The 22,401-nt window shown below is 69.0% G+C and carries 19 protein-coding genes and 3 pseudogenes; 11 read left to right on the top strand and 11 right to left on the bottom strand.

All coding sequences use genetic code 11. The features are described from left to right. Window positions 1-96: 96 nt before the first annotated feature. Genes NLX83_RS33730 through NLX83_RS33745 form a run of 4 tightly spaced genes read left to right on the top strand, consistent with a single transcriptional unit; the run spans window position 97 to window position 4,896 of the window. Window positions 97-1,371 carry an amino acid deaminase gene (locus NLX83_RS33730; RefSeq protein ID WP_254239340.1) on the top strand — a complete coding sequence of 425 codons (1,275 nt, stop codon included), beginning with the start codon at window positions 97-99 and terminating at the stop codon, window positions 1,369-1,371. Beyond that, on the top strand, window positions 1,371-2,972 hold the full coding sequence (locus tag NLX83_RS33735; protein ID WP_374118843.1) for an N-acyl-D-amino-acid deacylase family protein: 1,602 nt from the start codon (window positions 1,371-1,373) through the stop codon (window positions 2,970-2,972). Before NLX83_RS33730 ends, NLX83_RS33735 begins: the two co-directional genes overlap by 1 nt. After that, entirely contained in the window at window positions 2,969-4,372 is a 1,404-nt protein-coding gene (locus NLX83_RS33740; RefSeq protein WP_254239300.1) for a GntP family permease, read from the top strand. Before NLX83_RS33735 ends, NLX83_RS33740 begins: the two co-directional genes overlap by 4 nt. Window positions 4,373-4,410: 38 nt before the next feature. Further along, the gene (locus NLX83_RS33745) at window positions 4,411-4,896 is read left to right on the top strand and encodes a DinB family protein (RefSeq protein WP_254239301.1); all 486 of its coding nucleotides are present in this window, start codon (window positions 4,411-4,413) and stop codon (window positions 4,894-4,896) included. On the opposite strand, the pseudogene NLX83_RS33750 reads toward NLX83_RS33745, so the two are convergent. The 3 genes and pseudogenes from NLX83_RS33750 to NLX83_RS33760 form a co-directional block, all read right to left on the bottom strand. Continuing rightward, window positions 4,893-5,099, bottom strand: a pseudogene (locus NLX83_RS33750) (helix-turn-helix transcriptional regulator); the annotation flags it as partial. The gene NLX83_RS33745 and the pseudogene NLX83_RS33750 overlap by 4 nt on opposite strands. Before the next feature lie 269 nt (window positions 5,100-5,368). After that, on the bottom strand, window positions 5,369-8,329 hold the full coding sequence (gene uvrA / locus NLX83_RS33755) for an excinuclease ABC subunit UvrA (protein ID WP_254239303.1): 2,961 nt from the start codon (window positions 8,327-8,329) through the stop codon (window positions 5,369-5,371). A 144-nt stretch (window positions 8,330-8,473) separates the two neighbouring features. Continuing rightward, entirely contained in the window at window positions 8,474-9,772 is a 1,299-nt protein-coding gene (locus NLX83_RS33760; protein WP_254239304.1) for an MFS transporter, read from the bottom strand. Between the two features lie 270 nt (window positions 9,773-10,042). Between NLX83_RS33760 and NLX83_RS33765 the strand changes: the two genes are divergently transcribed. After that, window positions 10,043-10,762: a maleylpyruvate isomerase family mycothiol-dependent enzyme gene (locus NLX83_RS33765; protein ID WP_254239305.1), complete on the top strand. Its 720-nt coding sequence runs from the start codon at window positions 10,043-10,045 to the stop codon at window positions 10,760-10,762. A 152-nt stretch (window positions 10,763-10,914) separates the two neighbouring features. On the opposite strand, the pseudogene NLX83_RS33770 reads toward NLX83_RS33765, so the two are convergent. Next, window positions 10,915-11,985: pseudogene (locus NLX83_RS33770) on the bottom strand (acyltransferase family protein); the annotation flags it as partial. Window positions 11,986-12,003: 18 nt separating this feature from the next. On the opposite strand from NLX83_RS33770, the gene NLX83_RS33775 reads away from it, so the two are divergent. Continuing rightward, window positions 12,004-12,681, top strand: a complete 678-nt coding sequence (locus NLX83_RS33775; RefSeq protein WP_254239306.1) for an MBL fold metallo-hydrolase — start codon at window positions 12,004-12,006, stop codon at window positions 12,679-12,681. Window positions 12,682-12,753: 72 nt separating this feature from the next. Here NLX83_RS33775 and NLX83_RS33780 read toward each other — a convergent pair whose 3' ends face one another. Genes NLX83_RS33780 through NLX83_RS33790 form a run of 3 tightly spaced genes read right to left on the bottom strand, consistent with a single transcriptional unit; the run spans window position 12,754 to window position 14,116 of the window. Then, on the bottom strand, window positions 12,754-13,191 hold the full coding sequence (locus NLX83_RS33780; RefSeq protein ID WP_254239307.1) for a hypothetical protein: 438 nt from the start codon (window positions 13,189-13,191) through the stop codon (window positions 12,754-12,756). Window position 13,192: 1 nt separating this feature from the next. Continuing rightward, entirely contained in the window at window positions 13,193-13,429 is a 237-nt protein-coding gene (locus NLX83_RS33785) for a hypothetical protein (RefSeq protein WP_254239308.1), read from the bottom strand. A 9-nt stretch (window positions 13,430-13,438) separates the two neighbouring features. Continuing rightward, the gene (locus NLX83_RS33790; RefSeq protein WP_254239309.1) at window positions 13,439-14,116 is read right to left on the bottom strand and encodes a Crp/Fnr family transcriptional regulator; all 678 of its coding nucleotides are present in this window, start codon (window positions 14,114-14,116) and stop codon (window positions 13,439-13,441) included. 137 nt (window positions 14,117-14,253) lie between these two features. On the opposite strand from NLX83_RS33790, the gene NLX83_RS33795 reads away from it, so the two are divergent. The 3 genes from NLX83_RS33795 to NLX83_RS33815 all read left to right on the top strand — a co-directional run bounded on the left by NLX83_RS33795 (window position 14,254) and on the right by NLX83_RS33815 (window position 16,360). After that, window positions 14,254-14,523 carry a type II toxin-antitoxin system Phd/YefM family antitoxin gene (locus tag NLX83_RS33795; protein ID WP_254239310.1) on the top strand — a complete coding sequence of 90 codons (270 nt, stop codon included), beginning with the start codon at window positions 14,254-14,256 and terminating at the stop codon, window positions 14,521-14,523. After that, window positions 14,513-14,977 (top strand): type II toxin-antitoxin system VapC family toxin, encoded by a 465-nt coding sequence (locus tag NLX83_RS33800; protein ID WP_254239311.1) that lies wholly within the window; start codon window positions 14,513-14,515, stop codon window positions 14,975-14,977. The genes NLX83_RS33795 and NLX83_RS33800 overlap by 11 nt, the downstream gene beginning before the upstream one ends. 435 nt (window positions 14,978-15,412) lie before the next feature. Beyond that, entirely contained in the window at window positions 15,413-16,360 is a 948-nt protein-coding gene (locus NLX83_RS33815; protein ID WP_441296820.1) for a cold-shock protein, read from the top strand. A gap of 195 nt (window positions 16,361-16,555) precedes the next feature. Here NLX83_RS33815 and NLX83_RS33820 read toward each other — a convergent pair. Together NLX83_RS33820 and NLX83_RS33825 are read right to left on the bottom strand one after the other, a co-directional pair. Further along, a pseudogene (locus NLX83_RS33820) lies at window positions 16,556-17,430 on the bottom strand (IS5 family transposase). A gap of 51 nt (window positions 17,431-17,481) precedes the next feature. After that, window positions 17,482-19,254, bottom strand: coding sequence for a hypothetical protein (locus NLX83_RS33825; protein ID WP_254239312.1), 1,773 nt, complete (start codon window positions 19,252-19,254; stop codon window positions 17,482-17,484). Between the two features lie 142 nt (window positions 19,255-19,396). Between NLX83_RS33825 and NLX83_RS33830 the strand changes: the two genes are divergently transcribed. After that, window positions 19,397-20,101, top strand: coding sequence for a DUF5710 domain-containing protein (locus tag NLX83_RS33830; RefSeq protein ID WP_254239313.1), 705 nt, complete (start codon window positions 19,397-19,399; stop codon window positions 20,099-20,101). On the opposite strand, the gene NLX83_RS33835 is transcribed toward NLX83_RS33830, so the two are convergent. After that, a complete protein-coding gene (locus tag NLX83_RS33835; protein WP_254239314.1) occupies window positions 20,098-20,853 on the bottom strand; it encodes a glucose 1-dehydrogenase in 756 nt (251 codons plus the stop codon). The genes NLX83_RS33830 and NLX83_RS33835 overlap by 4 nt on opposite strands. A gap of 69 nt (window positions 20,854-20,922) precedes the next feature. After that, window positions 20,923-21,756, bottom strand: a complete 834-nt coding sequence (locus tag NLX83_RS33840) for a helix-turn-helix transcriptional regulator (RefSeq protein WP_254239315.1) — start codon at window positions 21,754-21,756, stop codon at window positions 20,923-20,925. Window positions 21,757-21,794: 38 nt separating this feature from the next. Between NLX83_RS33840 and NLX83_RS33845 the strand changes: the two genes are divergently transcribed. Beyond that, complete coding sequence (locus tag NLX83_RS33845; protein WP_254239316.1) at window positions 21,795-22,346, top strand: hypothetical protein; 552 nt, start codon at window positions 21,795-21,797, stop codon at window positions 22,344-22,346. Window positions 22,347-22,401: the final 55 nt, after the last annotated feature.

The raw sequence follows: 22,401 nt of genomic DNA on the forward strand, positions 1-22,401 counted from the left end.
GACCGTCCAGCCCGGCGAATGCTACACACCCTCGCAGCACATAGCGCAATTGTTGTTGCACTGCACGCAACGAAGGAGCGGGTGCCCGTGACGTCCATTGATCGCGCGGCGATCGAAGCGAGCCGCGCCGAACGCATCGACTGGCGCTTCAAGGGCCTGCCCGCCGCGCTGCACGGGCTGACCATCGCGGAGGCCGCCGAGCGGCGGCTCGACCTCTTCGAGGACGGGTTCCTCGGACCGGTCGTGGTGCTGGACGCGCCCGCGATGCGGCACAACCTGGACACCATGGCCGCGTGGTGCGCCGAGCACGGCCTCCGGCTCGCCCCGCACGGCAAGACCACCATGGCGCCCAAGCTCTTCGCCGACCAGCTGGACGCGGGAGCGTGGGGCATCACCGCGGCCAACGCCAGCCAGCTGCGGGTCTACCGCGCCTTCGGCGTGCAGCGCGTCGTGTTCGCCAACCAGCTCGTCGACCCGGCGGCGCTGCGCTGGTTGTCCGCCGAGCTCGACCGCGATCCGGACTTCGAGTTCGTGTGCTGGGCCGACTCCGTGCGCGGGGTGCGGCTGATGACCGAGGCGCTGACGGCGGCGGGCGGATCGCGGCCGGTCGACGTGCTCGTGGAGCTGGGCGGGGAGAACGGGCGCACCGGCGCACGCGACCTGGACACGGCGGTCGCGGTCGGCGAGGCGATCGCCGCCAGCCCGGTGTTGCGACTCGCGGGAACGGGCGGCTACGAAGCCGCTGTGGCGCATGGGGACTGGGTCACGAAACAGTCCACTGTGGATGGTTACCTGGCGAACCTGCGCGAGCTGACGATCCGCCTCGCGGACCACTTCGCCGGTCCGGCGATCGTGACGGCGGGCGGCAGCGCGTACTTCGACCAGGTCGCCGCCGCGATCACCGAACCGTGGCCGGACGGGCTGGACGTGGTGCCAGTGCTGCGCAGCGGCGCCTACGTGACTCACGACGACGGTTTCTACCGAGGGATTTCCCCGTTCGCGCGCGAGCACCGGCTCGGCGGCGGCAGTGCGTTCCTCCCGGCGCTGCACGCGTGGGCGCAGGTGACCTCGCACCCCGAACCGAGGTTGGCACTGCTCACGGTCGGCAAGCGCGACGTGTCGTTCGACGAGGGCCTCCCGGAGCCGCAACTGCTGCGCTCCGGCAAGTCTGTGTCCACTTTGGACGGATGCACGATCAGCGCGCTCAACGACCAGCACGCCTTCCTCCGCCTGGCCGAGGACGATCAGGTCGACATCGGCGACTGGGTCTCGGTCGGGTTGTCCCACCCGTGCACCGTCTTCGACAAGTGGCAGCTGATCCCTGTCGTCGACGGCACCACGGTCGTCGACTACGTCAGGACGTGGTTCTGATGCTGGTCTTCCGCGGCGCGCAGATCGCGGACGGCACCGCCGTGGACCTCTTCCGCGCTGACGTCGCGGTGGCAGAGGGGCGCATCGTCGAGATCGCGCGCCACGAACGGTTGATCGGTTCGCGGGTGATCGACGCGGACGGTCTGGTGCTCGCGCCCGGTTTCATCGACATGCACTCGCACTCCGACCTCCAGGTGCTCGCCGAGCCCTCGCACGAGGCGAAGGTGTGCCAGGGCGTCACGCTCGAAGTGCTCGGCCAGGACGGGCTCTCGTACGCGCCCGCCGACGACGCGGTGCTGGCCCAGCTCCGCCAGCAGCTCGCGGGGTGGAACGACGATCCAGCGGGCTTCGACTGGAACTGGCGCAGCGTCGCGGAGTACCTCGACCGGCTCGACCAGGGCATCGCGGTGAACGCGGCGTACCTGGTGCCGCAGGGAACCGTGCGGATGATGTGCGTGGGCTGGGACGACCGCCCGCCCGCACCGTCCGAAATGGACGCTATGAAAGAACTGGTCGCACGTTCACTGCGGGAAGGCGCGGTCGGCATGTCCTCCGGCCTGACCTACACGCCGGGCATGTACGCGGACACCGCTGAGCTGGTGGAACTGTGCCGTGTGGTGGCCGAGCACGGCGGCTACTACAGCCCGCACCACCGCAGCTACGGCGCGGGCGCGGTGGAGGCGTACGCGGAGATGGTCGACGTCTCGCGCGGCTCCGGCTGCCCGCTGCACCTGGCGCACGCGACGATGAACTTCCCGGTGAACAAGGGCAGGGCGGGCGAGCTGCTGTCCATTGTGGACGACGCGATCGCCGAGGGCTGCGACATCAGCCTGGACACCTACCCCTACTTGCCGGGCGCCACCTACCTCTCGGCGCTGCTGCCGAGCTGGGTCTCCGAGGGCGGCCCGGACGCCGCGCTCGCCCGTCTGTCCGATGTGGACACACGCGAGCGCATCCGGGTGGAGCTGGAGGAAACCGGCTCAGACGGCTGCCACGGGGTCCCGGTGGACTGGACGACCATCGAGATCAACGGAACCCGGCGCGAGGAGAACGCGCACCTGGTCGGGCTCAGCGTCGCCGAATCGGCGCGGGTGGCCGGGCGCGCTCCGAGCGAGCTGTACTTCGACACGCTGATCTCCGAGCGGATGGGCACCTCGTGCCTGATGCACGTCGGCCACGAGGAGAACGTGCGGGCGATCATGCGGCACCCCGCGCACACGGTCGGCAGCGATGGGCTCCTCGTCGGCGAGCGCCCGCACCCGCGGGCGTGGGGCACCTTCCCCCGCTACCTCGCCCGCTACGTGCGCGAACTCGGCGTGCTCAGCCTCGCCGAGTGCGTCGCGCACATGACCGGGAACGCGGCGCGGCGGCTGCGGCTGCCGGACCGGGGCCTGGTGCGCGAGGGCTACCGGGCCGACCTCGTGCTCTTCGATGCCGGAAAGGTGGCCGACACCGCCACGTTCGACCGGCCGCGCAGCCGTCCGGCTGGTATTCCGTACGTCTTCGTCAACGGGGTCGCGGTGGTCGACGACGGCACCAGGACCTCGGCACTGCCCGGCCGGGCAGTGCGCAACTCCCACACCTCTGGAGTCGTCGCGTGACCGGATTCCTCAACTGGCTGCAGCACTCCACCGGCGGGTTGCTGACCCTGTCCGGCGTGGGCATCGCCGTGCTGCTGCTGATGATCATCAAGTTCAAGGTCGAGCCGTTCATCGCGCTGCTGATCGCGGGCCTGCTGGTGGCGCTCGGCGCCGGGCTGTCCATCGAGGCGATCGTCGGCTCGGCGCAGAGCGGTAAGAACTCGCTGGTGGAGAGCGGGTTCGGCGGGGTGCTCGGGCACGTCGCGGCGATCATCGGCCTCGGCACGCTGCTCGGCGCGATCCTGGAGGCATCCGGCGGCGCCGAGGTGCTGACCCGCAGGCTGCTCGGCGCGTTCGGGGAGAACCGGGCGCCGCTGGCGATGGGCCTGTCCGGCCTGATCTTCGGCATCCCGGTGTTCTTCGACATCGGCATCTTCGTGCTGGCCCCGCTGGTCTACGTGGCCGCCCGGCGCAGCGGCCGCTCGATCCTGCTGTACTGCCTGCCGCTGCTGGGCGGCCTGTCGGTGATGCACGCGTTCCTGCCGCCGCACCCCGGTCCGGTGGCGCTGGCCGGGCTGCTGAAGGTGGACCTCGGCTGGCTGATCATCATGGGCCTGGCCTGCGCGATCCCCGCGTGGGTCGTCGGCGGCGTGCTGTTCCCGGCGTGGATCGGCAAGCGCATCCACATCCCGGTGGCCGAGGAGTTCGTCGAGGCGGCCAAGATCGCCGCGGAGAAGAACAAGGACCGCCAGGAGCCCTCGCTCGGCCTGGTCAGCTTCATCATCGGGCTGCCGCTGGTGCTGATCCTGCTGGCCACCTTCGGCAGCATCCTGCTCCCCAAGGGCAGGCTGCTGTCGGTGTTCACCTTCTTCGGCAGCCCGCCGGTGGCGCTGACCATCGCGGTGCTGCTGGCGTTCTGGCTGCTGGGCACCAGGCGCGGGATGACCGCCAAGGACATCGGCGAGCTCTCCGGCGCGGCGCTGCGCCCGGTCGGCATGCTGCTGCTGGTGATCGGCGCCGGTGGCTTCTTCGGCGCGGTGCTGTCGGCGACCGGCGTCGGCAAGGTGCTCGCGGGCACCCTGGCCTCGGCCGGGCTGCCGCTGATCGCGCTGTCCTACGTGATCTCCTGCGGCCTGCGCATCGCCCAGGGCTCGGCGACCGTGGCGATCGTGACCACGGCGGGCATCGTCGGCCCGCAGGTCGCCGAGGCCGGGCTGACGCAGCCGCAGCTCGCCCTGATCGGCGCGGCCATCGCGGCGGGCTCGATCATCGCCTCGCACGTCAACGACGGCGGGTTCTGGATCGTCTCGCGCTACTTCGGCATCTCCACGAAGGACACGCTCAAGACGTGGACCGTGCAGGAGACGATCCTGTCGGTCGTCGGGTTCGCCGTGGCCGCCGCGCTGATGGCGGTCGTATAGGTCAGGAACTGACACCTATCGGTCCTACCGTTCGCGGTATGACGACCTTCGAGAGCACCGAGCTGACGCGCACGCTGGCCGAACTCCGCGCCGGCGTGCGCGTGACGGTCCGCGACCTCACCGACGCCGACGTCGCCAAGCGCACCACGGTGAGCGAGCTGACCCTGGGCGGGATCATCAAGCACCTCACCCAGGGCGAGCGCGCGTGGACGCACATCATGTGCGCCCGCCCCGGCGTGCCGGACCGGATGTTCGACACCGGCCAGTACTACCTGGACGGCGAGTCGCTGGCGTCGCTGCTCGCGGACTACGAGGCAGCGGCGGCGGAGACCGACGCGGCGGTGGCCGCCCTGCTCGACCTGTCCGCGACGGTGCCCCTGCCGGAGTCGCCGTGGGACCCGGGCCTCCACTACTGGTCCGCGCGTCGCATCCTGCTCCACCTGATCAAGGAAACCGCTCAGCACGCCGGGCACGCCGACCTCATCCGCGAGTCCCTCGACGGCGCCCAGTCCACCGGTGCCTAAGGGGAGATCTGGCAGTGGCGGCGGTAGGTCGACGGGTTGACGCCGTAGTGCGCCTTGAAGCGGCGGGTGAAGTGGCTCTGGTCCGGCCAGCCGACCTGCGCGCCAACCCGGGCGATCGGGTGGTCCGTCGACGCGAGGAGCACCGCGGCGGTCTCGGCCCGGTGGTGGGCCAGGCAGGACGTCGGCGGCAACCCGTGGTATTCCCCAACCCACCTGAAACGTCGCCAACCGCCCGCGCGGCACGGGGTTGGGCATCGTTAACGACCGCTGGGGCCGGGGTTGGGTGGTCTTGAAGACGCACCAACCCCGGCCACGGTCATGGCGGGCTGTGCCCACGGCGGCCACGGCGGCCACGGCGACGGCGGGTGTCGTCGCAGCAGTCGCGATCGTGACGGTCGCGGTCACTGTGGTCGTGACGGTTGGGTCGGTCGTGACGGTTGGGGAGCGGCGGGCGTGTGGCTGGGGTCGAGGGTCAGCGGGCGGCGGCGACCTTGGTGGCCTTGCGGGTGCGCTTGGCGGCGTCGGCGCGCTTGGTCGCCTTGGCCGACGCGGTCTCCGTCGCAGGCGTCACGGAGGCGTTGGCCAGCAAGGGCTTGAGGAACTTGCCGGTGTAGCTGCCCTTGACCGCGGCCACGTCCTCCGGCGTGCCCTCGGCGATCACGGTGCCACCGCCGGAGCCGCCCTCGGGTCCCATGTCCACCAGCCAGTCCGCGGTCTTGATCACGTCGAGGTTGTGCTCGATCACGATCACCGTGTTCCCCTTGTCCACCAAGCCGTTGATCACCCCGAGGAGCTTGCGGATGTCCTCGAAGTGCAGGCCGGTGGTGGGCTCGTCCAGGATGTAGACGGTCTTGCCGGTCGAGCGCTTCTGCAGCTCGCTGGCCAGCTTGACCCGCTGCGCCTCACCGCCGGACAGGGTCGGCGCGGGCTGGCCCAGCCGGACGTAGCCGAGGCCCACCTGCACCAGCGTCTTGAGGTAGCGGTGGATGGAGTTGATCGGCTCGAAGAACTCCGCCGCCTCCTCGATCGGCATGTCCAGGACCTCGGAGATGGTCTTGCCCTTGTAGTGCACCTCCAGGGTCTCCCGGTTGTACCGGGCGCCCTTGCACACCTCGCACGGCACGTACACGTCGGGCAGGAAGTTCATCTCGATCTTGATGGTGCCGTCGCCCGCGCACGCCTCGCAGCGCCCGCCCTTGACGTTGAAGGAGAACCGGCCCGGCTGGTACCCGCGGACCTTCGCCTCGGTGGTGGCGGCGAAGAGCTTGCGGATGTTGTCGAACACGCCGGTGTAGGTGGCCGGGTTGGACCGAGGGGTCCGGCCGATCGGCGACTGGTCGACCTGCACCAGCTTGTCGACGGCGTCCAGGCCGTTGACCCGGACGTGCCTGCCGGGCACCTGCCGCGCACCGTTGAGCCGGTTCGCCAGCACCGTCGCCAGGATGTCGTTGACCAGGGTCGACTTGCCAGAGCCGGACACGCCGGTGACCGCGACCAGGCAGCCGAGCGGGAAGGACACGTCGATGCCGCGCAGGTTGTGCTCGCGCGCGCCCACCACGGTCAGCTGCCGCTTCGCGTCCACCGCCCGCCGCACCAGCGGCAGCGGGATCTCCTTGCGGCGCGAGAGGTAGGCGCCGGTCAGGGACTCCTTGTTCTTCAACAGGTCCTTGTACGGTCCACTGTGGACGACCTTGCCGCCGTGCTCGCCCGCGCCGGGGCCGATGTCGACGACCCAGTCCGCCGAGTGGATGGTGTCCTCGTCGTGCTCGACGACGATCAGCGTGTTGCCGAGGTCGCGCAGCCGGGTCAGCGTCTCGATCAGCCGGTGGTTGTCCCGCTGGTGCAACCCGATCGACGGCTCGTCGAGCACGTAGAGCACGCCGACGAGGCCGGAGCCGATCTGCGTGGCGAGCCGGATGCGCTGCGCCTCACCGCCGGAGAGCGTGCCGGAGGCGCGGTCCAGCGACAGGTAGTCCAGGCCGACGTCGAGCAGGAAGCTCAGCCGCTCCTGCACCTCCTTGAGCACGGCTGCGGCGATCATCTTCTGCCGCCGGTCGAGCACCAGCCCGTTGAGGAACTCGGCGCACTCGCCGACGCTGAGCGCGCAGACCTCGGCGATGGACTTCTCGCCGCGCTGCTTGTGCTCCAGGGTGACCGCGAGGATCTCCGGCTTGAGCCTGCTGCCCTGGCAGGTCGGGCACGGGATCTCCCGCATGTAGCCCTCGTACCGCTCGCGCATGTACTCGGACTCGGTCTGCTCCTGGCGGCGCTCCAGGAACGGGATCACGCCCTCGTAGTTGGCGTAGTAGGCCCGCTCGCGCCCGTACCGGTTGCGGTACTTCACGTGCACCTGCTGCGAGACACCGTGCAGCACGGCCTTCTGCGCCTTGGCGGAGAGCTTGCGCCACGGCGTGTCCATCCGGAAACCGATGTTCTCCGCCAACGCCTCCAGCAGCCGCTGGAAGTACTCCGCGGTCTGGCCGGTCGACCACGGCGCGATGGCCCCCTCGGCCAGCGGCAGCTCGTCGTCGGGCACGACCAGCTCTGGGTCGACCTCCTTGCGGACGCCGATACCGGTGCACTCCGGGCACGCGCCGTAGGGCGAGTTGAACGAGAACGACCGCGGCTCCAGGTCGTCGACGGCGAGCGCGTGGCCGTTGGGGCAGGCCATCCGCTCGGAGAACCGGCGCTGCCGCTCCGCGCCACCCTCGGGCTGGTCGACGAAGTCCAGCACCACCAGGCCGTCGGCCAGCCGCAGCGCCGTCTCCACCGAGTCGGTCAGCCGCTGCTTCGCGCTGGACTTCACGGTGAGCCGGTCGATCACGACGGAGATGTCGTGCTTCTCCTGCTTCTTCAGCTTGGGCGGATCGGTGAGCTGGTGCACCGCCCCGTCCACCATCACCCGGGAGTAGCCCTGGCCCTGCAGCTGCTCGAACAGGTCGACGTACTCGCCCTTGCGCCCGCGCACGACCGGGGCCAGCACCTGGAACTTGACGCCGTCCGGCATCGCCAGCACCTGGTCGACGATCTGCTGCGGGGTCTGCCTGCTGATCAGGTGGCCGCAGGTGGGGCAGTGCGGCTTGCCGGCGCGCGCGTAGAGCAGCCGCAGGTAGTCGTAGACCTCGGTGATGGTGCCGACCGTGGAGCGCGGGTTGCGGCTGGTCGACTTCTGGTCGATGGAGACCGCGGGCGAGAGCCCCTCGATGAAGTCGACGTCCGGCTTGTCCATCTGCCCGAGGAACTGCCGCGCGTACGCGGAGAGCGATTCGACGTACCTGCGCTGCCCCTCGGCGAAGATCGTGTCGAAGGCGAGGCTGGACTTGCCCGACCCGGACAGGCCGGTGAACACGATCAGGCTGTCCCTGGGCAGGTCGAGATCAACACTGCGCAGGTTGTGCTCGCGCGCTCCGCGAACAACGAGGCGGTCGGCCACGGGGGTCCCTTCAAGGCTGCTTGGGGTGGCGGCGGGCGGCCCGCTCCCGGGGTGGGGGTCCACCGGGGCGAGCGTCCACAACTGGCCGGGTCCCATGCTAGGCGGGGGGTCTGACAATCTCGGATTCCCGCCCGTTCGTGCAGGTCAGGCGCGGTCTTCGACGACCGTCCGTTCCAAGACTACGTCCTTGGTCTCCCGGGAACGAACGAACACGACCAGGCTCACCAAGCACAGGACCGCGATGTACCACGGGTACAGGTGCGCCGAGCCGACCGCGCCCAGCTGCTCGACCACCAGCGGCGCCGTGCCGCCGAAGATCGCGACGGTCAGCGCGTAGGGCAGGCCGATGCCCGCGGTGCGGACCTCGGTCGGGAAGAGCTCAGCCATCGCGGTCGGCGCGACCGCTCCGTACAGCGCGAAAAGTAGCAGCCCCAACGTCATGCTCAGGAACAGCGACCACGCGGACGCGTTCAGCAACGAGAACAGCGGGACCACCAGGAGCACGTACCCGGCGGCGAACCCGATCAGCAGCGGCCGCCTGCCGATCCGGTCGGAGAGCGCTCCGAACAGCGGCAACACCGCGATCATGATGAGCTGCGCCGCGGTCGAGGCCCACAGCGCGTCCGTCTCGCCGACCTTGTGCGCGGACTTCGCGTAGGTGGGCAGATATACCGCGAACGTGTAGTACGCGATGGTCGCGCCCGCCGTGAAGCCGACGACCTTGAGCGCTGCCAACGGATACCGGCGCAGCACCTCCAGGGTCGGCCGGGTGACCTTCCGCTCGCGGCCGCCGGACAGGTACGCCTCGGTCTCCTCCAGGGTGCGCCGGAGGTAGAGGCCGTAGACCCCGAGCAGCGCGCCGATGAAGAACGGGATGCGCCAGCCGCCGTCGACGAGCCCCTGCTTGCCCATGACCGACACGAGCACCGTGGCGAGCAGCGTCGCGGCCAGGGTGCCCAGCACGTTGCTGACGTAGATGAAGCTGGAGTACAGGCCACGCCTGCCGGGCGGGGCCAGCTCGGCGAGGTAGGTCGACGCCGCCGCGAACTCGCCCCCGGTGGACAGCCCCTGCGCGATCCGGCCGAGCAGGAGCAGCGCCGGTGCCAGCGCCCCGGCCTGCTCGTAGGTCGGCGAGACCGCGATGACCAGGCTGCCGCCCGCCATCAGCAGCACGGACAGGGTCAGCCCGGCGCGGCGGCCGTGCCGGTCGGTGAACGCGGCGAGCAGCATTCCGCCCAGCGGCCGGAAGAAGAAACCGACCGCGAAGACCGCCAGGGTGCTCAGCGTCGCGGTGAGGCCGTCACCGCCCTTGGGGAAGAACTGGGCGGAGAAGTAGACCGCGAAGATCGCATACGCGTTCCAGTCGAACCATTCGAGGCCGTTGCCGATCGAGGCGGCGACGAGTCCGCGCCTGCGGTGCTGGGGTGCTGCTTCGCTGCTCACGGGCGCCTCCGCGGGCTCGGGACCGACTGGCACCAGCATTGAACGCGGATTTCCGCGGGGATACTCCGGACTTCCAGTCCGTGGGACGGACAAAACAGGCAGCATCCACGATCGGGTGGTACCCGAACGGGGAAGTCCCACCTAGGCTTGCTGATTCCATCCGAGCACCTTCCAGCGGGGAGGAACGCCATGGCAGGCACTGAGACCGGATCGCGTGACCGCGCCGTACGGGCCAGGGTCCCCAGGCCGCGGATGAGCGCGGACGAGGCCGTGAGACGCGCAAACGATGGCCTCTCCGCACTGGAGCACGCGACCGAGCGCCTGCTGGACACCGTGGCGGGACTCGACGAGGGGACCATCCGCGGTGCGAGCGCCCTGCCGGGCTGGAGCCGCGGGCACGTCATCGCGCACCTCGCGCGCAACGCCGACGCGCTGCTGAACCTGCTGACGTGGGCCAGGACCGGCGTCGAGCACCCGATGTACGCGAGCCGGGCGGACCGCGACGCGGACATCGACGAGGGTGCCCGGCGGTCGGGGCGGTTGCTGCGGGAGGACCTGATCGCGGCGTGCGAGCGCTTCTCGGCCGCGGCCCGGTCGTTGCCGCCGTCCGGCTGGCGGGCCGAGGTGGTCGTCGGTGACGGCTGGCCGCTGACCGGCCACGAGATCCCGTGGCTGCGGGTGCGCGAGGTGTGGATCCACCTGGCCGACCTGCGGTGCGGCTTCGACCTGGTCGACCTGCCGGAGGAGGTGCAGGAGGAGCTGATCGACGACGCCGTCGCGCACTACGACGGCATGGCGGGCGTGCCGTCCTTCACCCTGCGCGCGGACCTGGCCGACGGTTCTCAGCGGGAGTGGATCGTGAACGGCACCAACGATTCCTCCGTCGGTGCGGTGCGCGGCGACGCGATCACCGTGCTCGCGTGGTTGACCGGCCGCGGCGACGCGAGCGCCCTGTCCGGGGACGCGCCGAGGCTGCCCGACTGGATCTGACCCGCCACGCCGGTGCGGACCGCCCAGCCGAGGCGGACCGCGAGCGCGAGCCGCATCGTGCGCAGCACCTGCACGCGCGCGGCGCGGCGCAGTGGCGGGACGGCGGCCGTGAGCGCGTCGTAGATGGGCTGCTCGACGAAGCGCGTGAGCAGCCACCCGAGGGCGATCGCCGCGCCGACGACGAGGACGAAGCGGGGCCACGACCCGACCCCGACGTCGACGAGCCTGCGCGCCAGGATGTACCCGAGCTCCTGGTTGACCAGGTAGACGCCGTAGGAGATCCCCGCCAGCCACCTGATCGGCTTCTTGACCGCGCGGATCGGCGCGATGTCCCAGTCGGGCCCGAGCGCGGCGAAGCACATGAGGACGACCATGACGCCGACACCGATCGAGGACGGGATGTCGTGGCCGAGCTGGACGATCTGGGCGTACACCGCCGCGCCCAGCAGTGCCAGGGCGTGCACCGCGCCGACGCGCCTGGTCGACCACAGCCAGATCGTGATGCCCACGGCGAAGAAGTGCGCGTGGTGCAGGACGAGCGCGCCGAAGATCCGCTCGATGAAGGGGTCGTTGAGGAACCAGCGCAGCCCGAGCGGGACCAGGATGATCGACCACGCGAGCACCGGGACCGCCCGCCCGCGCACCAGTCCCGAGCCCGCGAGCGCCGCGGCCGCGATGAACGCCGGGATCTGGATCGTCAGCGTCCAGTACGAGAAGTCGACGTAGGCGACGCCGATCCAGGGCTGCATCAGCATCATGTTGGGCAGGATGTCGCTGGCCTGCACGGCTTTCCAGCCCGCGGGCGCCACCAGCCTGATCGCCGCGAAGGTGAGCAGGACCGCGAACAGGTACACCGGGATCAGCCGGGCGAGGCGGTGTTTGAGGAAGTAGATCGCCGGGCGGCGGGCCAGCGTCACGCACACGAAGTACGCGGAGATGATCAGGATCGAGTTCGCGCCGATCTGAAGGGTGAACGCCCAGGGAAGCCCGCCGAGCTCCGGGTGGCTGTGCGGCGCGGTGTTCGTGGCGTGCTGCACCACCACGGCGAGAATGGCCACGACGCGGAGCACATCCCAGCTGATCCGTCGGCCGGACCGTCGCCGGGGGCGCTCTGGGGCGGTTCGCGAGTTCAGCACGGCACTCACTGGGGGCTGGGGAACATGATCTACGGCGGTAAGCCTAGAGCCGCCGCCTGAAGCGGAGCTGAGGGCCGTCACGTCCACCGGCTACCGTGTGCTCCCGTGGACGTAGCTGACACCTACACGGGGCATGTCGACGCAGGTGGGGCCGCCGCGCGGCGCACCCTCGACGAGTTGACGATCACCAAGCTGTCCGTCGGTCCGATGGACAACAACGCATACCTGCTGGTGTGCAGGCAAACCAACGACGCCGTGCTGATCGACGCGGCGAACGACCCGGAGCGCCTGTCCGACCTGCTCGGCCACGACGCCGACCGGCCGCAGCTGCGCACGATCATCACCACCCACCGGCACGGGGACCACTGGCAGGCCCTCGGCGCCGTCGCGGGCGCCACCGGCGCGAAGACCGCCGCGCACCCCCTGGACGCCCCCGAGCTGCCGGTCCCCTGCGACCTGCTGCCCGAGCACGGCGACACGCTGAAGGTCGGCGCGTGCGTGCTGGAGGTCATCCACCTGCGCGGGCACACCCCCGGCTCCATCGCCCTGCTCTACCGCGACCCGGCGGGCCACCCGCACCTGTTCACCGGCGACAGCCTTTTTCCGGGCGGGGTCGGCAAGACGTGGTCGCCCGAGGACTTCGAGTCGCTGATCGAGGACGTGTCCTCGCGGATCTTCGACGCGCTGCCGGACGACACCTGGTTCTACCCCGGCCACGGCGACGACTCCACCCTCGGCGAGCAGCGCCCGCACCTCGCGGAGTGGCGCGACCGGGGTTACTGAGCGGCACGGTGGACGGGCTGCCAACCGGGGTAGCCCGTCGGGTTTCGTCGACGAACTCCGCCGCTTCGGGAGTCAGGCCACCTCGGAACCGTGATCGCCGAGCTCGTTCATCAGCCTTCGAATATCGACCGAGTCCTTCGGCCGCCCGAGCACCTTCTTGTACCTCAACACATCAGGCAGCGGGGCGAAGCGGAGCCCTTCGATCACATCGGCGCGGTCGATCAGGCTTCGGACGTCCCACTCCTCGGATATCCACCGGTTTGAGAACTGAAGGCGGCCGCTCCAGAAGGTCCAGACGCGATCACCGGTGATGTCCCCGGTCGACGGGCAGCCGCACGCGGACACGCGGCGCCACACCTCGCCACAGGCAACGATGTCCAGATCGGGCACGTCATCTCGCAGACCGTGCGCGAGCAGGGGTCCGCTGCCGAAGATGACGAACTCGTCCGGGTTGAAGTAGAAGTCGCGGAGCCGCTGGATCAGGCGGTTGTCCGACAGGCGAGTCGACATGTCAGTTCCCCTCAGCGGGAGGTTCGTCGGCATCACCCGGCTTGGCGAGCTTGCTGTAAGCCCGGATGATCGCCGGTCGCTCACCAGGCGCGCTCCCCCTGAGCGCGGTGACGAAGCGGCGTGTTTCGGACGACTCGCTGATCCGGTGCCTCAGCAGGAGAAACAGGTGCTTGGCGACGGTCGTCGCAGCGAGCACTGCTGCTACCCATCCCGCACTGCCGATCAGGTTCCAGGGCATCCACACACCTCATATCGCCGCTATGCGGTTGCCGCAGCTGATCGCTTCGAGCGCTTCCCGGTCGCGGACTGCCAGGGACTGTCGCCCTGTGGTGAGGATTCCGTTCTCCTTGAAGGCGCGGATGACCTTCTTGACCGAGTCCAACGATGCCCCGGTGAGGCTCGCGAGATCCGCCTGGCTGAGCCGGAACTCCACACCTGCGTACACCTGCTTTCCCAAGCCAGTCCCCATCAGCTCCACCAAGGCCTTCGCCAACCGTTGCTCCACGGCGAGCTCCGATTCCGCGACCTTCTTCGTCGCCTGTTCGAGGCGCTCATCGGCGGCGAAGATCTGTGCGTGCATCGCCCGCGGATTGGCGTACATGAACTCCAACCAGGCAGACGCGGGTAGATGGAGAACCTCGACTTCACCCAGGGCGACCACGCTCGCCGACCGGGGCTTGCGCCGAAACGCGGCCATTTCCCCCACCACGTCGCCGGGACCGCGGACCGCCACGATCCGACCCGGCACACCGACGACCACCTTGACGTGGCCTTTGCGGATCAGCAGCGCGAAGCTGGTGCCCTCTCCCTCCTGGATGAAGACATGCCCCTCCTGTCGCCGCAGAACCGTGCCGACCCCCTCAAGCCGGAGAAGATCCTCGCCTGTCAGGAGGGGCGATCCCGGCTCATAAAAACCTTCTTCCATTGAGTTGAGTGTACTTTTACACTCAACTCAGGTCAACTTCGCACCGTACTGCGGGGCAGAAACCTCGGCGCACGGCGGTACCACTGACCATGTGCCACATGGTGGCACCCTGCGTCACGCAGGGCTAAACTTGACCCATGAGCGTCCAACCCGAGATCACGCAGCGCGATCTACGCAGCCGGTCAAAAGAGATCATGGACGCGGTTGAAGGGGGCAATGCCTTCACAGTCACACGCGACGGTCACCAAATCGGCGAACTGATCCCGTTGCGCCGACGTCGGCGTTTCGTGTCACGGGCGCAGTTCGCCTCCGTATCTCGCAAAGCGGCCCCCGTCGACATCGAGGCGTTCCGTCTGGACCAGGAAGCGGCGATCGACCAGGACCACGGTGACCCCTATGAGCGGTAACGCCTACCGCCAAGGGCTGCTCGACACCAATATCTTGATCTTGCGTCGCTGGGTCGACCCGGCGGAACTGCCGGATGAGATGGCGATCAGCGCGGTCACACTTGCCGAACTCTCGGCGGGGCCGCATCAGGTTCGCAGGAACGACGAGCAGAGCACCTATGACGAACACGGCGAACGCGCCCGTCGGCTCGACGTCCTGCAGCGGGCGGAGAACGAGTTCGATCCCATCCCGTTCGACGCCGAAGCCGCCAGGGCCTACGGCCGGGTGACCGCGGCCGTGATTTCCGCCGGGCGCAAGCCACGCCGCCGGATGACGGACCTCATGATCGCCGCGACGGCGTTGGCCGAGGGTCTTCCCCTCTTCACAACGAACCCAGATGACTTCAAGGGGCTGCAGGATCTCCTGACGGTGGTGCCGGTGACTCGTCCCCGGTTGCCACACGAAACCCCGTAACACCACCAGAGCGGCTGTTCACCGCTGTGGCAACACCGTATTTCCTGGCGAGGTCGGCAAGACGTGGTCGCCCGAGGACTTCGAGTCACTGATCGACGACGTGTCCTCGCGGAGTGGCGCTACCACGGCTACTGAGGGCTTCCGGACGGGGCGCTAGCGCCTCAGGCGGCCCGTCCGTTGTCGCGACAGCGGACTCAAGCGCCCGTTCAGTCATCCAGCTCAAAGACGAGGGCCCTGTTGACGACATCCCGCTCCAGACCCGTCACCTGGCAGATCGCATCCCTAAGACCTGGTCTCAAAACTCGGCGTGTCGCTAGGTGAACCAACGGCCCGCCCCTGGCTCCGCACCGCCCGCCTGTGGGCCCGGCCCGACGGACCGGAGGTCTGTCAGAGAGACTGGGGGCCAGTGCCCGCCCTCTCGACCTGGAGCCTTTGATGCTGCAAGGGACCGTCCGTTGGTTTGACGCCGAACGGGGTTTCGGCTTCCTCGCGCCCGAGGACGGCTCGCCGGACGTGTTCGTGCACGCCTCCGAGATCGTCGGGGACGGCGGCGCGAAAGTGCTCCGCGAGGGTCAGGCCGTCGTGTTCGAGGTCGGCGAGAACGACCGCGGGCCCCAGGCGCTGCGCGTTCGCGTCACCGCCGATGCGGCCACCGGCAGCGCCGTGGGCCTGCTCGGCACCGTCAACTGGTACGAGCCGGGCAAGGGGTACGGCTTCGCGTCGCCGGACGGAGGCGGCGCCGACATCTTCGTGCACAGCTCCGCCATCGTGACCGGCGGCGTGGTCACCGAGGGGCAGCGGGTGGCCTTCCTGATCGTCGAAGGCGAGCGCGGCCCGCAGGCCGGGCACGTGATCCCGCTGGGAGCAGGGGCCGGCTCACCCGCTGCGGCTGGTATCGCGGACGGTGCCGACGGCACGGTGGCCTGGTACGACGAGGACAAGGGCTTCGGCTTCATCAACCCCGACTCCGGCGCCGGGGACGTCTTCGTTCACGCCCGGGCCCTGGCCGAGGGGCTGACGTGGCTCGCGGAGGGCGACCGCGTCGCCTACGAGGTGGCTAGTGGAGACAAGGGCCCGCAGGCCCGCGACGTGCACCTGGTCCGGGGCGCCGAGCCCCAGACGGCGCCGCAGCGGTCGGCACCTGCCGCGGCCGCAGGGCTGGCGGCGCGGGACGTGCCCGTACGAGGCGGCGAGGGCGTCGTCGCGCGCTACGACGGCGACCGCGGCTTCGGCTTCATCACCCCGGACGCAGGCGGCGACGATCTCTTCGCCCACGTGTCCGTGATCATGGGGTCGGAGCCGCTGCAGAAGGGTGACCGGGTCCGGTACGCGGTGCGTCAGAGCGACCGGGGCCCGCAGGCCGACCGCATCGAACGCCTCTGAAGAGGCGGCCCCACCGATGGCTGATCACTTCCCGACGAGAGTGCTCGTTCATCCCCGTCGATGGTGCCGTCAGCAACGCGGCTGCAGCCTCCTCCAGGAGATCGATCTCCCTCGTGGTGACGGGGCCCCGTGCCGACCCGAGGACCTGCTCCGCGCTCAGAAGCTCACCAGTCACCCCCACCCAACGACACAGAGCTACCGATGTATCCCAAACGAGTGAATGGATGCGTTAGACCTGGTCGCAGAGCTCGATCTTATGAGCCGGCGGACGTTGATCACGGTGCAGGCCAGCGTGAGTAGCGCCAGCGTGGTGCGTTCGGTCCGGTCGCAGCGCAGCCCGAGGCGTTTGAACCGCAGCAGCCAGGAGATGGTGCGTTCGACGACCCAGCGGACCCGGCCGAGGCGGGACTTGCCCTCAATCCCGCGCCGGGCGATACGGACCTTGATACCGCGGCGGGTCAGGTAGCGGCGGCAGCGGCGGTAGTCGTAGCCCTTGTCGGCGTGCAGCTTGTCCGGTCGGCATCGTGGCCGGCCCGCCCGGCCGTGGTGGCCACGCACGGTCGGGTTCGTGTCCATCAGCGGCTCGAACAGCATGCTGTCGTGGGTGTTTGCCGCCGACAACATGATGTGCAGCGGTAGCCCGTTCGCGTCGCACAGAACGTGGTACTTGGAGCCAGCTTTACCCCGGTCAGTGGGGCTGCGGCCGGTCAGCTCGCCCTCCTTTTCGACCGCACCGACACCGCGTCGATGCAGCCTCTGGTCCAGTCAAGCTCGTCGATGTTGGACAGCTCGTCGAGCACGAGCTGGTGCAGCCGGTCCCACACGCCGGCGTCCTACCACTCACGTAACCGCCGCCACGCGGTGTGCCCGGAACCGCATCCGAGCTGCTCGGGTAGGTCTCGCCAGCGGCAGCCGGTGTCGAGCACGAACAAGATCCCCTCTAGCGCGGCACGGTCATCGATCCGGGGCCGCCCACCCGGACCGCGCGGCGCTGGTCGGGACGGGATCAGGGGTTCGATCAGCTCCCAGAGCCGGTCTTCGACCCGCCGCTGCTGCGTCGTCTTCGCCACGACTGCCCACGATCGACGACCAGGACCGGCAGGTTACGCAGTGACACACCCTTAAGTTTTGAGACCAGGTCTAAGCTCAACGATGTTCTGGTAAACCGGGTCCACGCCGTGGAGCCAATGGCGGGGGTTGTCGGCTGGGCTGTCGCTGTTTCGCCACAGCTGCGCGAAGAAGCTCATCAATCCGGTGTCAAACCCCCAAATGCTCATCTGCTCCCACCCCGGCAGTTCGACAGGGCAGCGGAAATCCTCGTGGACCCTGGTTCCCGGCGCCACGTAGAGGGCAGTTCGGCGATGCCAGTGACAATGTGACCGTTCACCGTCCACGTGCTCGTCACACGGCTCGTCGATCGCCGGATTGCCGCGACACAGTCTCGACTTGCGATGCGCCCGGCAGTACGTCTCATCGCCATGGACCACAACGGCGCATTGGCCTCCCGCCGCATCCGCCAGCGCGGGGCATCGCCGGGTCGACGCGAGCGGACCATGATCATTCGCGTAGTCCCCGGAGGCGAGCAGTTCGTTTATCTGGCGGTGAATGCGCGCGGCCGACTCCTCGGAGGCGCTTCCCGGCAACTCGTACACGGTTCCACGAGCCGCCAGCAGGGCGGCAAACGAAGACCCGGTCAACGGCGGCGTCAGCAGCCCGAGTCGTTCTTCCGGACTGAGGGGCCGCTCGCTCGGACGACCACCACTGCCCGGAACGAGCAGCCGAGCGTTGGCCACCATGTCCAGCCACAGTTCCAGCACGCGCTCGCAGTCGTCGGAAACCGGCTCGTAGAACCATCTTTCCTCCGCATCCGGAAAGCTGGTGATGCCACGGTGGGAAGTGGTTCGCGACTGGACCTTCCGCCGCTGCCTGAGCTGGTGAACAGCGACAAGCGACGTCAGGTCCAGCCCAGCCGGTTTGCGGTGGCCACCCGACAGGACCCGCCTCGCGAAATAGAGCGTGTCGACCGACTTCTCCAACACTGGATCAAGGTTCACCTGGTCCGCGTAGGTGCGCAGGCAGCGGTAGTCGGCGTCGAACAGGTTGTGCCCGACGATGAGGTCGACTCCTGCGGCGATCGAGGCCAGGCGGCTGATGTCGGTGGCCCTGAGCACATGGAACTCCACCTGCTTCCACTGGCCGTGGCCAACGAGATCGCCTACCGGTTCTCGTTCTACGACCAGGACACCCACGACGTCGATGTCCCATTTCTCCGGCAAGCTGTCGCCGCCCACACGGGCGTAGTCGACGTCAATGGCGGCAATCCGGTGAGGCATCAGAGCGGGAAGTGGACCGACCACCGGAGTCGCGTACACCGGCGCGACTCCGTGTTGATCGGCCGCGACAATCGCAGGATCCGGCGCGACGATCGGCGTCCAGCTTTCAAGCCTTACCGGATTGACGTGGTCGACCTCCCCGCGCTCAGACCTCTTCCCCCGTTTCATAGTCCATATGGAATGGACGGTGCACGGCGCATAACCTCTGGCCCAGAGATCAACGTCTTCCGGAAACTCGCGGGCGAGCTCCACCGTGTCGTGAACCCACGCGTAGACGGGCACCTCCGACTCGTGATGGATGTACCAGCCCGACTGGAGCGGGGCTCGCGGGGCGTCGACCTCGGGCTCGAAGTCCGAGGTGTAGCCAGGAGGGGGTGTGCCGCGCAGCGTGGGCACCGGATCACCGCGTTCAGCCCGGTCCTGGAGGATCCGGAGAAACCCGTACCCTCTCGGCGGCCAGATCGACGGCGCCAAGTCAATTCGGCCGGGCAGGCCTGACTCGTGGGGCTGCCCACCCTCAGAGCTCTCCGGCTCATCCGACTTCTTCCGCTTCTTCGGCATGGCCCGCATACTAGGAACAGGCCCCGACAACGCGCGTGAATACGCTCATCTTGACGTTCCAGGCAATCACCCGATTACATCGGCCGTCCGCGACTGGTATGGGTACTCCAAGACCGTTCACTCATTTCAGGGGGCTGAGAGCGTGACGGAACGCGCGTGGCTGGATGTGCCGTTCGCGGAAAAGAACGAGGCAAAGGCGCAGGGGGCACGTTGGGACCCGAACGCCAAGCGCTGGTACTCGCCGCGGGCCGGGATCGCCGGGCTGGAGCGGTGGGCGGCCCTCCCCGACGTTCCCGACCTGCTCCCGGGTGAAGACCGATCGTGCGGTTCGGGTCTGTTCGTGGATCTTGTGCCGTCATCGTGCTGGTTCACCAACGTTCGTTCCTGCGTGAGCCCGCGCGACTGGGAACGCCTGCGACGGATGATCACACGCAGGGCGGGCAACCGGTGCGAGGCGTGCGGCGCGGGCGAGGACCGGACCGCACGGCGTTGGCTGGAGGCACACGAGCGCTGGACTTTTGAGGAGCGGAATCGCACGCAGACCCTGCGACGGCTGATCTGCCTGTGCACTTCTTGCCACACCGTGACCCATTTCGGGCTCGCGACCATCAAGGGCACTGCGGCCGAGGCGTTCAGCCATCTCAGAAACGTGACGGGTATGTCGGAACAGGATGCTCACACGCATGTCCGTTCCGCATTCGCCTTGTGGGAGCGGCGGTCCGCGGTGACGTGGACGTTGAACCTGGACATCCTGACCAAGGCCGGTGTCACGATCAGCTCGCCACCGCAGGCCGCCGCGCGCGTTTCGGTCGCCGAACGAACACTCCGGGCCGACGGGTACCACTAGACCAGGGCGCCGGGGATGGCGGCGACGAGGCCGCCGTCGATGATCAGGTCCTGGCCGTTGACGTAGGAGGCTTCCGAGGACGCGAGGAAGGCGACGGCGCCCGCGACGTCCTCAGAGGTGCCGAGGCGACCGGAAACCACTTCGGCGGCGACGGTGGGCTTGACCTCCTCGGAGACGGCCTCGTGGAACATCGCGGTCTCGATGTAGCCGGGGCTCACGGAGTTGACGCGGATGCCGCGCGGCCCGAGTTCGGCGGCGAGCGTGTGCGCGAGGTTGTGCACGGCGGCCTTGGTCGCGGAGTAGAGGGTGCCGGTCACCAGGCCGCGGTGCAGCGTCCACGAAGCGTTGATCACGATGGCGGCGTCGTCGGAGAGCAGCGGGATGGTCTTCTGGATGGTGAAGAACACGCCCTTGAAGTTGATGTCCACGACGCGGTCGAACTCGGCCTCGGTGATGTCGGGGATCGGCGCGAACGAAGCGACACCGGCATTGGCGAAGACGACGTCCAAGCGGCCGTGGCGGTCCCGGATCGCGGAGACGAGCATGGACAGGTCGTCGAGGTCGGACACATCGCCTTGCACCGCAAGGACACGGTCGCTGCCGAGGTCTTCGACGGCGGAGTCCAGACGGGCCTTGTCGCGGCCGGTGATGACGACGTGCGCGCCCTCGGACAGCAGCCGCCGCGCGGTCGCGAGGCCCATGCCGCTCGTTCCACCGGTGACGAGCGCGGTCTTGTTTTCGAAGCGGGTCATGGAAATCAGCGTGAACCGGCCCGCGCGAGACGAACAGGGCGAAGCTATCCGGGGTGTGGCACCACCAGGCTAAGCGGGCGCGGCGAGCCGGATGCGCATGAGGCGGTCGACGCGCTCCGCGGACTCGGTGCCGGGGCGCGGGTTGAACAGCTCCAAACGCCAGTCGGGGTGGTCGGCGACCACCATGGTCGTCTTGTCGAAGACCAGGTCCCCGACCTCGACGTGGTGCACCGCCTTCACCGCCTGGCTGTGCGCGCCCACGTCGTGCCGCGCCCACAGCTCGGCGAACTCGGGGCTCACGGCGCTGAGGTCGTCGATGACCCTGGTGAACTCCGGGTCCTCCGGGAAGTGCGCGGCGTCGGCCCGGTAAGCGGAGACGACATCGGGCGCGATCGAAGCCCAGTGGACCTGCGCGTCGCGGTAGCGGGCGCTCGTGAAGAACGTGATCAGGCAGTTGTGGTCGGCGTCGCCGTAGCCGAACACCGCCCGCGTCGCATCGTTGACCGCCAACACGTTCCAGTACCGGTCGTGCAGGATCGCGGGCCGCGGTGACCACGCGTCGATCAGCTGCCGGAGCTCCCGGCTGACCGCCGTGGTGCGCGCACCCCGTGGCCACGGCGGGTTGAGACCGGCCAGCAGGTAGAGGTGCTCGCGCTCCGGCTCGGCCAGGCGCAGCGCCGTGCTGATCGCATCAAGCACCTCGGCGGAGACGGTGATGTCGCGCCCCTGTTCGAGCCAGGTGTACCAGGACACCCCGACCCCGGCGAGCACGGCGACCTCCTCGCGCCGCAGTCCCGGAGTCCGGCGCCTGCCCGCGGCCACCATGCCGACGTCGCCGGGCGTGAGCCGGGCCCTGCGGCTGCGCAGGAAATCGCGGAGCTGTTCGCGGGACTCGCTGGTCATGGGTCCACGGTAGATCACCGGGCTGGAAGACTGCGGGTATGAGCGCCGTCCCGCAGATCGTCACACTCGCCGGTGTCCTCGTCGGCGGCCTGATGTCGTTCGCCGCCACCACGCTGGTCGAGCGGAGCAAGTGGCGGCGGACGCATTCGTCGCGCTGGGACGAGAAGCGGCTGACCGCGTACATCGAGTACGCCAACGCCGTGAAGACGTGTTCGCAGCTGTCATACCGGCTCGCCGCGACGCACGGCCACCCCGCCGGGGCACAACCGATCGAGCTCGAAGAGGGACTGAAAGCGTTGGCGGAGGCGGAGATCGAGCGCACCGTCAAGTGGGAGGCGGTGCTGCTGCTCGGCTCCCCCGAGGCCGTCGCGGCGGGCCGGAGCTGGCACGAGGCGATCTGGAAGCTCAGCTGGGTGGCCAGGGGCCAGGCGATCGGCCGGGACGAGTTCATCGGCATCTACGAGATCTCCGGCCGCCGCCGCGACGAGTTCTACCGGTGCGCGCGGGCGGATCTCGGTGTGCGCAGCGGCGATCTGCCCAAGCCCACGCGGGACTGGCTGCCGCCCGCGGACAAGGAAGTCTCCTCCTGAGCGACTACACTCCGTCCTGTGCTTCTCGCCCCCGACCCCCGCATCGTCCGCCGGG

Source organism: Allokutzneria sp. A3M-2-11 16 (genome assembly GCF_024213555.1).
Taxonomy (GTDB): Bacteria; Actinomycetota; Actinomycetes; order Mycobacteriales; family Pseudonocardiaceae; genus Allokutzneria.

What these genes read in the sequence shown, in the direction of transcription:
- NLX83_RS33735 (WP_374118843.1), top strand. Translation starts at nt 1,371, where the DNA reads ATGCTGGTCTTCCGCGGCGCGCAGATCGCGGACGGCACCGCCGTGGAC.
- NLX83_RS33745 (WP_254239301.1), top strand. Translation starts at nt 4,411, where the DNA reads ATGACGACCTTCGAGAGCACCGAGCTGACGCGCACGCTGGCCGAACTC.
- NLX83_RS33780 (WP_254239307.1), bottom strand. Translation starts at nt 13,191, where the DNA reads ATGTCGACTCGCCTGTCGGACAACCGCCTGATCCAGCGGCTCCGCGAC.
- NLX83_RS33785 (WP_254239308.1), bottom strand. Translation starts at nt 13,429, where the DNA reads ATGCCCTGGAACCTGATCGGCAGTGCGGGATGGGTAGCAGCAGTGCTC.
- NLX83_RS33790 (WP_254239309.1), bottom strand. Translation starts at nt 14,116, where the DNA reads ATGGAAGAAGGTTTTTATGAGCCGGGATCGCCCCTCCTGACAGGCGAG.
- NLX83_RS33795 (WP_254239310.1), top strand. Translation starts at nt 14,254, where the DNA reads ATGAGCGTCCAACCCGAGATCACGCAGCGCGATCTACGCAGCCGGTCA.
- NLX83_RS33800 (WP_254239311.1), top strand. Translation starts at nt 14,513, where the DNA reads ATGAGCGGTAACGCCTACCGCCAAGGGCTGCTCGACACCAATATCTTG.
- NLX83_RS33815 (WP_441296820.1), top strand. Translation starts at nt 15,413, where the DNA reads ATGCTGCAAGGGACCGTCCGTTGGTTTGACGCCGAACGGGGTTTCGGC.
- NLX83_RS33825 (WP_254239312.1), bottom strand. Translation starts at nt 19,254, where the DNA reads ATGCCGAAGAAGCGGAAGAAGTCGGATGAGCCGGAGAGCTCTGAGGGT.
- NLX83_RS33835 (WP_254239314.1), bottom strand. Translation starts at nt 20,853, where the DNA reads ATGACCCGCTTCGAAAACAAGACCGCGCTCGTCACCGGTGGAACGAGC.
- NLX83_RS33840 (WP_254239315.1), bottom strand. Translation starts at nt 21,756, where the DNA reads ATGACCAGCGAGTCCCGCGAACAGCTCCGCGATTTCCTGCGCAGCCGC.
- NLX83_RS33845 (WP_254239316.1), top strand. Translation starts at nt 21,795, where the DNA reads ATGAGCGCCGTCCCGCAGATCGTCACACTCGCCGGTGTCCTCGTCGGC.